General features: G+C 52.1%; 11 protein-coding genes. 10 read left to right on the forward strand and 1 reads right to left on the reverse strand.

From position 1 onward, the window contains the following. Positions 1–111 precede the first annotated feature (111 nt). The 5 genes from WMO29_RS10825 (at position 112) to WMO29_RS10845 (ending at position 6,597) form a co-directional block, all read left to right on the forward strand. The gene (locus WMO29_RS10825) at positions 112–2,160 is read left to right on the forward strand and encodes a DHH family phosphoesterase (protein WP_349164779.1); all 2,049 of its coding nucleotides are present in this window, start codon (positions 112–114) and stop codon (positions 2,158–2,160) included. 1 nt (position 2,161) lies between these two features. Then, positions 2,162–2,608, forward strand: a complete 447-nt coding sequence (rplI, locus tag WMO29_RS10830; protein ID WP_349164780.1) for a 50S ribosomal protein L9 — start codon at positions 2,162–2,164, stop codon at positions 2,606–2,608. A 1-nt stretch (position 2,609) separates the two neighbouring features. Further along, the gene (gene dnaB / locus WMO29_RS10835) at positions 2,610–3,953 is read left to right on the forward strand and encodes a replicative DNA helicase (protein WP_178038374.1); all 1,344 of its coding nucleotides are present in this window, start codon (positions 2,610–2,612) and stop codon (positions 3,951–3,953) included. A gap of 378 nt (positions 3,954–4,331) precedes the next feature. After that, positions 4,332–5,888: an alanine/glycine:cation symporter family protein gene (locus WMO29_RS10840; protein WP_349164781.1), complete on the forward strand. Its 1,557-nt coding sequence runs from the start codon at positions 4,332–4,334 to the stop codon at positions 5,886–5,888. Between the two features lie 115 nt (positions 5,889–6,003). Beyond that, entirely contained in the window at positions 6,004–6,597 is a 594-nt protein-coding gene (locus WMO29_RS10845) for a MerR family transcriptional regulator (protein WP_349164782.1), read from the forward strand. A gap of 32 nt (positions 6,598–6,629) precedes the next feature. Here the strand turns inward: WMO29_RS10845 and fdxA are convergent, their stop codons facing one another. Further along, positions 6,630–6,800 (reverse strand): 4Fe-4S ferredoxin, encoded by a 171-nt coding sequence (gene fdxA, locus WMO29_RS10850; protein WP_158365078.1) that lies wholly within the window; start codon positions 6,798–6,800, stop codon positions 6,630–6,632. Positions 6,801–7,080: 280 nt separating this feature from the next. Between fdxA and WMO29_RS10855 the strand changes: the two genes are divergently transcribed. From WMO29_RS10855 to WMO29_RS10875, 5 genes are all read left to right on the forward strand, one after another. Then, the gene (locus WMO29_RS10855) at positions 7,081–7,290 is read left to right on the forward strand and encodes a DUF1858 domain-containing protein (protein ID WP_178038371.1); all 210 of its coding nucleotides are present in this window, start codon (positions 7,081–7,083) and stop codon (positions 7,288–7,290) included. Between the two features lie 323 nt (positions 7,291–7,613). Next, positions 7,614–9,158, forward strand: a complete 1,545-nt coding sequence (locus WMO29_RS10860; RefSeq protein ID WP_349164783.1) for an efflux RND transporter periplasmic adaptor subunit — start codon at positions 7,614–7,616, stop codon at positions 9,156–9,158. After that, a complete protein-coding gene (locus WMO29_RS10865) occupies positions 9,159–12,209 on the forward strand; it encodes an efflux RND transporter permease subunit (RefSeq protein WP_349164784.1) in 3,051 nt (1,016 codons plus the stop codon). It begins immediately after the preceding gene. Then, on the forward strand, positions 12,178–12,819 hold the full coding sequence (locus WMO29_RS10870) for a TetR/AcrR family transcriptional regulator (RefSeq protein WP_349164785.1): 642 nt from the start codon (positions 12,178–12,180) through the stop codon (positions 12,817–12,819). Before WMO29_RS10865 ends, WMO29_RS10870 begins: the two co-directional genes overlap by 32 nt. Positions 12,820–12,930: 111 nt before the next feature. Further along, positions 12,931–13,341, forward strand: coding sequence for a hypothetical protein (locus WMO29_RS10875; protein WP_349164786.1), 411 nt, complete (start codon positions 12,931–12,933; stop codon positions 13,339–13,341). The last annotated feature ends 129 nt before the right edge of the window (positions 13,342–13,470 follow it).

A 13,470-nucleotide genomic window follows, 5' to 3' on the forward strand; every position in this document is an offset into this window, starting at 1 on the left:
CGCCCCCCCCCGTTTCTGATTTGCGCTCTATCCTTGTAAAGTACCGCCCGGATGTGCTATAATAGGAACATTAGAAAGCAGACAAAATAAAAAAGTATAGAGGAAAATGAGATGAAAAGAAAGGTTCATTTAAAAGGCCGCCTGAAACGGTACGTGCAGTGGCCGATTCTGATGAGCATTCTGCTTCTGGTGATGAATCTCTGTATGTATCCCATATCGGTGAAAGCCGGTGTGGCCATGAGCGTATTTGTGCTGGTGTATATCGTGATTGTGACGGTGCTGTATGTGCAGAACCGGGCGCAGATCTACGGGGAGCTGGTGTCCTTCGCGACCCAGTACGGGCAGATACAGAGAAAGCTCTTGAAGGAGCTGGCGATTCCCTACGCATTGTTGGATGAGGACGGAAAAGTGCTGTGGGCCAACAGCGCGTTTTTCGCGGCCAGTGAGAAGGGAAAAAAGAATCTGCGGAAATCCATCACCTACTTCTTTCCGGAGTTTACCGCAGATTTGCTTCCGGAGGATGATTTCGAGGATACCCGGACCGTGCGGTTTTCTGCGGAGGAACGGGATTACCGTGCGGACGTGCGCAGAGTGTATCTCGATCACATCATGGAGGACAATACCTTCGTGGATGTGGAGGAGGATGACAGCTACCTGATCGCGGTGTATCTCTTTGATGAGACCGAGATGAACAAGTACATCCGTATGATCAAGGAGCAGCGGCTGGTGGCCGGATTGATTTACCTGGACAATTACGATGAGGCGCTGGACACTGTAGAGGAAGTCCGCCGGTCTCTTCTGGTGGCGCTGGTAGATCGAAAGATCAACAAGTATATCTCATCCTTCGGCGGTATCGTAAAGAATATTGAGAAGGATAAGTACTTTGTAGCCATTCAGGAGAAGGATCTGCCTGTCATGCGGGAAAATAAGTTTGAGCTTCTTCAGGATGTGAAGACGGTCAATATCGGAAATGAAATGGCTGTCACCTTAAGTATGGGCTTCGGCTGTGCCGGCAAGACCTTTGCGGAGAATTACGAGTTTGCACGGATTGCTATTGATTTGGCGCTGGCCCGCGGCGGCGATCAGGTTGTTATCCGGGAGGGCGAGAAGATCTCCTATTTCGGCGGCAAGACCCAGCAGGTGGAGAAGACCACCCGTGTGAAGGCCCGTGTGAAAGCCCACGCGCTGCGTGAGTTCATTGAGAGCCGCGATAAGGTCATGGTTATGGGACACCGCCAGACCGACGCAGATTCCTTCGGCGCGGCCATCGGTATCTACCGGGCGGCCAAGGTGCTGGGAAAACGGGCTTATGTAGTGCTGAATGAGGTGACCACCTCCGTCCGTCCCATGAAATCCTGCTTCGAGGATAACCCGGTCTACGAGCCGGATATGTTCTTAAGCAGCGAGCAGGCCATCGAAATGATTGACCGGAATACGGTTCTCGTAGTAGTCGATACGAACCGGCCCAGCTATACCGAGTGTCCGGAGCTTCTGACCCGGACGCCCACCATCGTAGTGCTGGATCATCATCGTCAGACCAACGAGCAGATTGAAAATGCGGTGCTTTCCTATATCGAGCCCTACGCGTCTTCCGCTTGTGAAATGGTAGCGGAGATCCTGCAGTATTTTGACGAAGGATTGAAAATCAAGGCGGTGGAGGCGGACTGTCTCTACGGCGGTATCATCATCGACACAAATAATTTCACCAGCAAGACAGGCGTGCGGACCTTCGAGGCTGCGGCGTTTCTGCGTCGGTGCGGAGCGGATGTGACCCGTGTCCGCAAGATGTTCCGGAACGACATGACCGAATACAAGGCCAGAGCCGAGGCGGTGCGCCATGCGGAGCTGTACCACGGCTTTGCTATCGCCATCTGTCCCAATGAGAATCTGGAAAGTCCCACCATCGTGGGCGCCCAGGCAGCCAATGAGCTGCTGGACATCAATGGCGTCAAAGCGTCCGTTGTACTGACGGACTATCAGCATAAGACTTATGTGAGCGCCCGTTCTATCGACGAGGTGAATGTGCAGCTTCTGGCAGAGCGGATGGGCGGCGGCGGCCACTTGAATATGGCAGGTGCCCAGCTGGACTGTGGCGTGGAGGAAGCGCTGGAGATTGTGAAGCACACCATTGACAAGCTGCATGAGGAAGGAGAATTTTAAAATGAAAGTAATTTTGATTGAAGATGTAAAGTCCCTGGGTAAGAAGGGACAGTTAGTAGATGTAAACGACGGCTACGCAAGAAACTTTATCCTGGCAAAGAAGCTGGGACTGGAGGCGACTCCGAAGAATTTAAATGACCTGAAGCTTAAGAAAGCCAATGACGAGAAGGTGGCGAAAGAGATTTACGAGGAGGCTAAGGCTTTCGGTGAGCGTCTGAAGGAGATGGAGGTCAATGTAACCATCAAGACTGGAGAGGGCGGCAAGATCTTCGGTTCCGTATCCTCCAAGGAGATCGCGGAAGCGGCAAAGGCGCAGCTTGGCATCGAACTGGATAAGAAGAAAATGGTTCTTCCGAGCCCGATCAAGGTGCTGGGGACTACCATGGTTCCGATTAAGCTGCACCCGAAGGTAATCTCTGAACTGAAAGTGAATGTAAGAGAAGCATAAGATGGAAGAAGCAATCATCAAACGAGTGATGCCCCACAGTATCGAGGCGGAGCAGTCGGTCATCGGTTCCATGCTTATGGATCGGGAGGCCGTGCTGGTGGCGTCAGAGATACTGGCCGGCGAGGATTTCTACCAGCGGCAGTATGGCGTAGTCTTTGACGCTATGGTGGATCTGTTCAGCCGGGACGAGCCGGTGGATCTGGTGACCCTGCAGAACGAGCTGCGGGCCCGGGATGTGCCGGAGGAGGTCAGCAGCATGGAATTCGTCCGGGAAATTCTGGAGCGGGTTCCCACTTCGGCTAATGTAAAATATTACGCCAATATCGTGGCAGAGAAATCCACCCTGCGCAAACTGATCCGTCTGAACGATGAGATCAACAACCTGTGCTACGCCGGTACCGAGCCTCTGGAAAATGTGCTCGATCAGACCGAGAAAAAGGTCTTTGACCTGGTACAGCGACGGAACGCGGGCGATTTCGTGCCCATTAAGCAGGTAGTGCTGAATGCCATTGAGAAGATCGAGATCGCGTCCCGCACCAAGGGAAATGTGACCGGTATCGCCACCGGATTTAAGGATCTGGACTACCAGACATCCGGTTTCCAACCCTCGGACCTGATTCTGATCGCGGCCCGTCCGTCTATGGGAAAGACGGCGTTTGTTCTGAATATCGCCCAGTATATGGCCTTCCGAAGCGGCGAGACTGTCGCTATCTTCAGCCTGGAGATGTCCAAGGAGCAGCTGGTAAACCGACTTCTTTCCATGGAGTCCGGTGTAGACGCCCAGAAGCTCCGAAACGGTAATCTGTCCGATACAGACTGGGAACGCCTGGTAGAAGGCGCCGAGGGCGTAGCCCGTTCCAATCTGATTATCGACGACACGCCTGGTATCACCCTGGCAGAGCTTCGTAGCAAGTGCCGCAAGTACAAGCTGGAGAATAAGCTGGGAATTATCATGATCGACTACCTGCAGCTCATGTCCGGCGGAGGACGCTCCTCTGATTCCAGACAGCAGGAGATTTCGGATATTTCCCGAGGACTAAAGAGCCTGGCCCGTGAGCTGAACGTGCCGGTGGTGGCTCTGTCTCAGCTTAGCCGAGCCGTGGAACAGCGTCCCGATCATCGGCCCATGCTTTCCGACCTGCGTGAGTCGGGAGCCATCGAGCAGGACGCCGATATGGTTATGTTCCTGTACCGTGATTCCTACTATAATAAGGACACGGAAATGAAGAACCTGGCTGAGGTCATCGTGGCCAAGCAGAGAAACGGTCCCATCGGCACCATTAACCTGCTGTGGATGCCCGAGTACACTACGTTTAAGAACTTCAAGCCGGGCCCGCCCATGTAGGAGCGTAAGTCCGGAGATTCTGTACCGGCTTAAAATATAGGAAAAATAGACTGCGATTCCGTACAGAGCGAACGCATATTTACAGAAAAACAAAAATATTTTTGAAATATAATTTATAACAAAAATATTTTCAAATTGGACGATGAATTCACAGAAGATACAGAAAAAGTAACTTGAACCCCCTGCGTCCTCTATGATAAGATATAGAAAATCGCGTAGGAAGTAAAACAGTGGAATGTCAACGGAGACAGCCGGATACAGGCTGTCTCCGTTTTTTATGTAACGAAAAATTCCTGTTATATAAAAAGGCCTTCCGAGCAGGAGTCTTTCCTGTATGTGGAACTTCGGAAAATTAGCGCGCGTGAGGAGGAAGAGTCTATGATTGAAATGATTACCAATGTAAATAGTGCAGTCAATAATGTGGTATGGGGCTGGCCCGCACTGATTCTGCTGGGCTTTACGGGAGTGCTGATGACCAGTATGACTGGATTTTTCCAGCTGTCCCATCTGGGGCACTGGCTGAAGAATACGATCGGATCCATTTTCAGCGACCGGAATATCACAAGGCACACGGAGGATCGCAGCATCTCCCAGTTCCAGTCCCTGTGTACAGCACTGGCGGCTACGGTCGGTACCGGCAATATCGTCGGTGTGGCGGGAGCCATCGCGGTCGGCGGACCGGGCGCAGTATTTTGGATGTGGCTCATCGCGTTCTTTGGCATGATGACCAACTACTCCGAGAATGTCCTGGGTATCCTGTACCGGCGGAAAAACAGCAAGGATGAATGGGCCGGCGGCGCCATGTATTATCTGAAGGACGGCCTGGGAGAAAGGAAGGGCTGTAAGAAACTGGGCGCAGGACTGGCGGTTCTGTTCTCCTGCTTTTGCCTGCTGGCTTCTTTCGGTATCGGCAACATGAGCCAGGTCAACTCCATGGTCAGCAATGTGTATACAGCCTTCGGTATCCCAAAGCTGGCCACCGGCATCTTCCTTTTCGTGGCAGTATCCCTAGTAGTAATCGGTGGCCTGAAGCGAATCGCGGCAATTACCGAGAAAGTGGTTCCCTTCATGGTGCTGCTGTATCTGCTGGGTACGCTGGTGATTATCGGTATGAACATTTCCACGATTCCGGCGGTGTTTGTATCAATCTTTAAGGGCGCGTTTGCTATGAAATCCGTGGGCGGCGGCATCGTCGGTTCCGGTATCGCCCTGGCCATGAAAATGGGTATGAAGCGAGGCGTATTTTCCAACGAGGCAGGTCTTGGTTCTTCGGTTATGGTACATTCCAGCTCCAATGTAAAGGAACCGGTGCGCCAGGGTATGTGGGGCATCTTTGAGGTGTTCGCGGATACAATTATTGTATGTACGCTGACGGCGCTGACGATTCTTAGCTCCGGTGCGCTGGATCTGACCACAGGCCAGCTGACCGGCGAGGCCGCGGCCATCGAGTCCAGCGCTCTGGTGAGCTACGCCTTCGGCAATCATTTCGGTTTTCTGGGTTCCGCTTTTGTGGCCGTTGCGATTCTGCTGTTTGCCTACTCCACAGTGCTTGGCTGGAGCCATTACGGCGCGACCGCCTGCGAGTATCTGTTCGGTACCGGCGCGACGAAGATTTACCGGATGGTCTTTGCAGTTGTTGTTCTGGCGGGCTCTGTGATGAAGGCACAGCTGGCGTGGGATATTTCCGATACCTTTAACGGCCTGATGATGCTTCCGAACCTGATAGGCGTTATCACCCTGTCGCCGGTGGTTATGCGCTGTACGAAGAATTATGTGGCGCGAAATCTGCACGGCAAGGATGTGGAGCCTATGCTCTCCATGTTCCCAGAGATTCAGAAAATGCAGGAGGAGGCGTTAAAGGAGGAGCTGCGTGAGGACGCGGATGCTGCGGCGAAGGCCTATGGAGAAGCATCAGATTCTGTCGTAAAGGGCTAAAAAAATTTCCAAAATATGGTTGAAATTTCTTCTGAACCTGTTATACTGTTGAATATGGAAAAATATTACATTTCCATAGAACGAAAACCGGCAAAGTGACAGGGGAGGAAGAGCCATGAGCGAGACACGCTATATGATTTCCGACGCTTCCAGGCTGGTGGACGTGGAAGCGCATGTGCTGCGATATTGGGAAGAGGAACTGGGGCTTCCCATCGGGCGCAATGAGATGGGCCACCGTTACTATACAGAGGAAGATATCCGGTTATTCCGGCATATTAAAGGACTGAAGGATGGCGGGGTGCAGCTGAAGGCGATTAAGCAGCTGCTTCCGGAGCTGGAAAAAGGGGACGTGAAGCTGGAGGGTCTGCTGGCCCGGGCCAGCGGGATTCCGGTATCCGCAGACGGCGATACGGCCAGAGAAGAGAGGATGCAGCAGTTTCAGTGCATTATGAGCCGTCTGATTGCGGAAGCGCTGGAGGATCACACCGAAAAGATGGGCTGTGAAATCAGCACCCAGGTCAGCGGCCAGGTGATTAAGGAGATGGATTATCTGCTCCGCATGAAGGAGGAGCGTGAGGACGAGCGCTTCCGCCGTCTGGATGAAACCATCCGTAATTCCCAGAAAAGCCGCAAGGAAAAGGCGGCTGTTGCAAAAGAAGAAAAGCGAAAATGGAATTTTTTCGGACAGAAAAAGGGACAGGCCGTGTAGGTCTGTCCCCTTCGTTTCTGCTCTTTGTCAGATTACTCTGCGCTGATAGCACCGTGCGGGCACTCTGCCTCGCAAGTACCGCAATCCAGACATGCGTCTGCATCGATTACGTACTTTCCGTCTCCCTCGCTGATAGCCTCAGCCGGACAGACAGCTGCACATGCGCCACAATCCTGACAGTCGTCACCAATTACATAAGCCATGATGTAAATCCTCCTTTTATTATCCTGCAGGACGGAAACTCCGTTCACAGGTGATATATGTTGTTAGTATCGCCAAAAGGCGATAGCCTCGTACAGGTGTATTTTATAATAAATGTGTAGAATATACAAGTGAAAAATCTATAAACTTGGCATTGTATCGAAAATTACACAAAAAAATCCTTGCAAAATACTCGGAATTCGATTATAATAGTACCGCTATACATGAATAATACCGTCGCATGGCGGTAACGATACTGAGTATTATAAGGAGGAAATTCAAATGGCACAGGTAAATAAGGATATGCTGATTGCTGATGTACTGAAGACAGACGAGAACATGGCAGGGATCCTGATGCGCGAGGGTATGCACTGCGTAGGATGTCCGGCACACCAGATGGAGTCTCTGGGCGAGGCTGCTATGGTTCACGGCATTGACCCGGATACACTGGTAGCAAGACTGAACGCATTTCTGGAAGCAAGCCAGGCGTAAGGGTCGGCGGATATATAAGAAATATGAGACACTGTAGCGGATGTTACAGTGTCTTTTCTTATGTAATAGGAAATTCCGATGGAATCCCCTATTACATAAAAAACATTATCGCACTGCGGCGGAGAGGTAGTATGTCGCTTAGGCGACCCGCCGTAGGCGGAGAATCCTGCGTAGCAGGATTCTATTTCCCGGGGATTTACTTTACAAATTTTTAAGAAAATCGGACCTTCGTTTTTCTTGACGTGACAACCCGGCCTGACATATAATGAATCCAGATTCCGACCGACTGGTCGGTCGGAAATTCGATTAAGAGGAGGAAAACCATGAAAAATAAGAGCGTACTGGCGCTGGGTCTTGTGCTGACTATGAGTGTATCTATGGTAGGCTGCGGCAGCAGCAAGAAGACCGAAACAGAAAAGGTAAATGTGGAAGTACAGACGCCAGGGAGCGGCGAGGTAACTCTGGACACGGATTATATAGGAAGTGTATCTCCGGAGCAGCAGATCTATGTGGTGCCGCTGGTATCCGGAACCGTGACCCAGGTGAATTACGCCGTGGGCGATATGGTAAAGGAAGGAGACGTGCTGTTCAAGATCGACGACGAGGCAGCGCAGCTTCAGATGGACAATGCCAAGGCGACCTACAGCCAGGCACAGGCGGGCGTCAACGTGGCGACAGGTGGTTCCAGACATCTTCAGAATTATCAGACAGAGCAGGGTATCGATACTCTGGAGGATAACCTGGATAAGGTGCGGGACGGCATCAAGGATATGGAGAGTCAGATCAGTGAGTTGGGTGATAAGGAAACACAGCTCAGTCAGGCGGTGACCGGAGCCAAGGCAAATGCGGATGCGAAAAATCAGGCATTGGCACAGGAACAGGTAAAGCTGGATAACCTGAAAGCGGAGTTGGAAAAGCTTCAAAATCCGGGAAATGATGAGAGCGGCAATCCGATTTCCCCGGATGCAACGGCTATTTCCGCGAAGCAGGCAGAGATTCAGACCCAGGAGACGGTTGTGGCTAATGCAAAGCTGGAGCTGACCCAGGCCCAGGGCGCTCTTTCTGAGGCCCAGTCCGGCCTCTCCCAGGTGCAGTCCGGTAAATCCCAGCTGGAAAGCGCCCTGGAGAGCACCAAGAGCCAGAAAGAGACTCTGAAAGACAATCTGAAAACGACAGAGAAAACATATGAAATCACCAAAAATGAGGTCTATCCCCAGACCGACGCCACCTATTCCGCACAGCTTGCCCAGGCCAATGTGGGTCTGGAGTCTGCCCGGTATCAGCTGGATATGTACACCGTCAAGGCGCCCATTTCCGGCCAGATCGAATCCATTTCCGTGGAGAAGGATTCTATGGCTTCTGCGGGCAGCCCGGCCTATGTCATTTCCAATAAGGATTCGATGACTGTTACCTTCAATGTGGCAGAGAAGGCCAAGAATGAGCTGCAGGTGGGCGACGCCATTGAGGTAGAGCGAAATGGCGAAACCTTTGCCGGAACCATCACGGAGGTGGGAACCATGGCAGGACCGCAGACCCGTCTTTTCCAGGTAAAGGCTTCTGTCATCGGATCCGGAGATAAGCTGCCCAGCGGCGTGTCCGTCAAGGTGCATGCTACCACCCAGAGGGAAGAGAGCAGCCTGGTAATCCCCTATGACGCGATTTATTTCTCCGCAGGCAGCGCCTATGTGTATTGTGTAGAGGACGGAAAGCTTGTGAAAACCCCGATTACCGTGGGCCTGATGAATGATAACGAGGCGGTTGTGGCGGACGGATTAAACGGGGAAAGCCAGGTCGTAACTACCTGGTCCTCCAAGCTTAGAGACGGCGCAGAGGTTGTGGTGAAAACAGAGGCGGAGGATGCGGAATAAATGAGTCTGACAAAATTTTCCTTAAAAAGACCGGTCACGACCCTTCTGGTTGTCCTTGCGCTGGCAGTATTCGGTATCTCGTCCCTTCTGGGCCTGAGACTGGAGCTGATGCCGGATATGGATATGCCGGTGATGATGGTTATGACCATTTATCCGGGAGCGGATCCGGAATCCGTAGAGGAGCTGGTAAGCTCTGAGATAGAAGGCAAGGTGGGAGCCTTAAGCGGTGTGGATTCCGTTACCACCTATTCCCAGGAGAACAGTTCCATGGTTCTCCTGCAGTATGATTACAGTGTGGATACCAACGACGCGTATCTGGATCTGCGAGCGGCGTTGGATTCGGTGGAGCGTTCTCTGCCGGATGACTGCCAGAGCCCCATCGTTATGAAGATGGATATCAATTCCATGCCCAGTATGATGTATTCCTTAAGCACCACCGACGGCAGCGACGTTCTCTCCCTGGCCAATGATGAAATTGTGCCGGAGCTGAAGGCGGTAAGCTCGGTGGCCAGCGTAGAGGTCAGCGGCGGACGGGAGAATTATATCCAGGTGAAGCTGGACGAGGAGGCCATGAATCAGTATGGACTGACTATGAGCAGCATCGCCCAGTATATCGCGACCACAGATTTTACAGTTCCCATCGGCTCCCTGGAGCAGGGTACGCAGTCCATCAGCGCGATCAGCACGGCGGATGTGACCACGGTAGAGGATCTGCGGGAGATTCCGTTGTTTACCGCCACAGGCAGCCTGATTCACCTGTCGGATGTGGCGGACGTGGAGTGGTCCCAGAAGGAGCCGGACAGCATCAGCCGTTATAACGGCGAGGAAACCCTGACAGTCAGCGTTACCAAGAACCAGAGCGCAAGTACCTTGGGAGTGGTGCGGGACGTCAGAAAGACCATGGAGCGGCTGCAAAAGGAGCATCCGGGACTGGTGGCGACAGCCTCCTACGACGCGTCAGATATGATTCTTCTGGCTGTAAAATCAGTAGGAAGCACGCTGCTCATGGGTGTCATCCTGTCTATGCTGGTGCTGTTTATTTTCTTCGGCGACTGGAAGGCCAGCCTGATTGTAGGAAGCGCCATGCCCATCTCCCTGCTGGTGACGGTGATTGTCATGGCCGTGGCAGGCTTTTCGCTGAATATCATTACGCTGGGCGCGCTGGTGATTGCTATCGGTATGATGGTAGACAGCTCTAGCGTGGTACTGGAGAGCTGTTTCCGGGCGAAGGATAAAAAGCCGGGCTTTCGGGAGGCTGCGGAAATCGGTACCAGAGGCGTGGCGGGCTCTATCGTGGCTTCTACGATTACCACAGTCGTGGTATACCTGCCCCTGTGTATCCAGACCGGACTGACCGGACAGATCTTCGGACAGCTGGGCTATACGATTATCATCGCCATGCTGGCGTCCCTGATTTCCGCGCTGACTCTGGTTCCCCTGTTTTTCTGTATCTTCAAGCCGCAGGAGAAAAAGGAACTGAAGCTGAACGGATTTCTGGATAAGGTTAAGGGGAAATATGACAGGCTGGAGCGGAAGCTCTTACATAAGAAGAAGCTGAGCGTTCTGGTGGCGGTGGTGCTGTTAGTTATGTCCTTCGGTCTGGTGGCGCTGATGAAGGTGGAGCTGATGCCGTCCATGGACGAGGGAACCATTTCCGTAGCGGCTGCCTTCCGTAGCGGTACCAAAGCAGAAGAAGTAGATAAAAAAATGCAGGAGATTGAGGCTATGGTGGCGGCCCATGAGGATGTGGACAGCTATACCCTGACATCCTCTAAGGGCTCCGGCAAAATCTCCGTTAATCTGAAGGAAGATCGGAGGATGTCCAGCCAGGAGGTGGCAGATGAGTGGCTGGAGGAGACCAGGGATATGACCGGCGTACAGCTGGATATCACCGTCAGCAGCCAGATGTCTACCATGATGCTCACGTCAAGCGGCGGAAGCGTAACCCTGGCTTCAACCAATCTGGACGATCTGAAGGAAGCGGTTTCTGCCCTTCAGGAAAAGGCCTGGAATATTCCGGGCGTGTTGAATGTGTCCTCAGATGCCGGTGAAGGCGCTACCCAGATCCGGGTGGTAATTGATCCGTTGGACGCTATGGCCCACGGTATGACGCCCGTACAGGCAGCAGGGGGGCTCTACAGTATGATCAGCGGAACTGAGGCCATGACCATTACGTCAAATGGCGAGGAATACAGTGTCATGCTGGAGTATCCGGAAGGCACCTACACAAAGGCGAGCGCGCTTCTGGACGCCTCCGTCGGCGGCGTGCCGCTGTCAGAGATGGCGACCCTGCAATATACTGATTCCCAGCAGACCGTCATGAAACAGGACGGAAAATATACTACCACCATTACCGCCTCCTGTGTCTCAGAGGATACGGACGCAGTGGACGCGGCGCTGGATAAGCTGGTGGCTGATACAAAGCTCCCGGATTCTGTGGAACAGACCAAGGACACCATGGACGAGATGATGACAGAAACCTTTACGGCCATCGGCAAGGCGATTGCAGCGGCAGTATTCCTGGTATTCCTGGTTATGGCCATGCAGTTTGAATCTCCGAAGTATTCCCTGATGGTCATGCTGAGCATTCCCTTCAGTCTGATTGGTTCCTTTGGACTTCTCTTTCTGTCCGGACAGTCGCTGACCATGATTTCCATGATGGGTATTATGATGCTGGTGGGTATCGTAGTAAATAACGGTATTCTGTATGTGGACGGCGTCCATGCCCTGATGAATGAGGAAGGACTGGGACTGGAGGATGCGCTGATTGAAAGCGGAAAGACGAGACTCCGGCCGATTCTGATTACTACGCTGACTACCGTTATTTCCATGATTCCCATGTCTCTGGGACTGGGAACCGGAACGGAAATGATGCAGAGCATGGGTATCATTATCATCGGCGGCCTGACTGCCTCTACGATTCTGATTCTTTTGTTAATGCCGGTATTCTATCTGATGGCTTACGGAAATAAAAAAGAAAAGGGGCCGAAAAAACCGCGGAAATGGAGGCTTAGAAAGCATGGAACTGCAGAAACCGAAGTCAATGCCTGAGCTGAAGCCCAAGGTAAAGGCCCTCTACGATGCAGTGCTGGAGCTTCTGAATGAAAATGCGGACGTCAATACTCTGACCGTGTCGGATATTACGAAGCGTGCAGGTATCGGTAAGGGAACGGCCTACGATTATTTCAGCTGTAAAGAAGAAATCATTGCGGGAGCCATTATCTATGACGCCCAGACCCAGGGTGTGGAGAACTGGGAAAGACTGGAAAATATTCTGGGCTTTGAAGAAAAGATCTGCTATTGCTTTCATTGGGTGGCAGAGTGTGTGCAGGAGCAGCGGGCATTTGCCAGGTTTCTGTTCCTGTCGGCCCATCCGGGAGCGGCTAAGGACGATATTATGAAGAAGCTGCAGAGCATGCTTGCGGAAAGCAGACAATGTAGCGATATGGGTCCTATGATGATTCTGGGAAATCTGTGTGACTGCGGCATGCGGGAATGCTATATCCGGAAGGGGCTCCCGAAGCAGGCGGCGGTGTATATGCTGCTTGGCAGTCTGACCTCCCTGGTGATGTATCTGGGAGAAAAAAAACAGAGCGGGGATTTCTGTCCGGAGGAGATGGGAACCTATCTGTGCGAGGGCTTTTTAAAAGCGGTAAGGTAAGAAATAAGGAAAAAAACAGACTATGACTTTACCGTCACAGTCTGTTTTGCTATAATAGAACCGGTGGTTTTAGAAAAAAACGCATGGAAAATGCAGCAGGAGGTATGAGGTATGCTTTTGGAAAAACTGGAGCAGGAGAGTATCAAGAAGGAGCTGGAAGCCCTCGGATACAACTGTGAGGAGATCTTCGGTGGCCTGAAGGAGGAGACGGACCGGCTGTACGCGTCCTATTCCTGGCAGAAGATTCCCTGTACGGTAGAAGGAATCCGGGAGTATGTGATTCACGCAGTTCCGCCGAAGGAGCTTCGGGAGAAGGACTATCCCTGGGAGGAGTGGTTTATCCAGTTCGACGAACCGGTACACCACGTACTGTTTATGCACGATCAGGAGATCTGCAATGCGGAAGCGCCGATTCCGGAGGGAGATACACAGCATCCGGCGGAGATTTGCGGAAGAACCTGGTACTATTACGACGATAAGAACAGCTATCCGCATTTTGCGGGAAAGGCAGAGCCCCGATAGGGCCCTGCCTTTTTCTTAAGAAATTCAAAAGATTCTTAAAAAACCCGGTATCTTCTTGAACTCACTGGAATATAATGCTAGAGTATGATTTAGTATCCCATCCGCTGTGGAGGGGGAAATGACAGGAAG

This window comes from Laedolimicola intestinihominis (genome assembly GCF_040096155.1).
GTDB lineage: Bacteria > Bacillota > Clostridia > Lachnospirales > Lachnospiraceae > Laedolimicola > Laedolimicola intestinihominis.

Bases quoted from the DNA above. Each gene is read 5' to 3' on its own strand.
- rplI (WP_349164780.1), top strand. From the start codon at position 2,162: ATGAAAGTAATTTTGATTGAAGATGTAAAGTCCCTGGGTAAGAAGGGA.
- dnaB (WP_178038374.1), top strand. From the start codon at position 2,610: ATGGAAGAAGCAATCATCAAACGAGTGATGCCCCACAGTATCGAGGCG.
- WMO29_RS10825 (WP_349164779.1), top strand. From the start codon at position 112: ATGAAAAGAAAGGTTCATTTAAAAGGCCGCCTGAAACGGTACGTGCAG.
- WMO29_RS10840 (WP_349164781.1), top strand. From the start codon at position 4,332: ATGATTGAAATGATTACCAATGTAAATAGTGCAGTCAATAATGTGGTA.
- WMO29_RS10855 (WP_178038371.1), top strand. From the start codon at position 7,081: ATGGCACAGGTAAATAAGGATATGCTGATTGCTGATGTACTGAAGACA.
- WMO29_RS10845 (WP_349164782.1), top strand. From the start codon at position 6,004: ATGAGCGAGACACGCTATATGATTTCCGACGCTTCCAGGCTGGTGGAC.
- WMO29_RS10860 (WP_349164783.1), top strand. From the start codon at position 7,614: ATGAAAAATAAGAGCGTACTGGCGCTGGGTCTTGTGCTGACTATGAGT.
- WMO29_RS10875 (WP_349164786.1), top strand. From the start codon at position 12,931: ATGCTTTTGGAAAAACTGGAGCAGGAGAGTATCAAGAAGGAGCTGGAA.
- WMO29_RS10870 (WP_349164785.1), top strand. From the start codon at position 12,178: ATGGAACTGCAGAAACCGAAGTCAATGCCTGAGCTGAAGCCCAAGGTA.
- fdxA (WP_158365078.1), bottom strand. From the start codon at position 6,800: ATGGCTTATGTAATTGGTGACGACTGTCAGGATTGTGGCGCATGTGCA.
- WMO29_RS10865 (WP_349164784.1), top strand. From the start codon at position 9,159: ATGAGTCTGACAAAATTTTCCTTAAAAAGACCGGTCACGACCCTTCTG.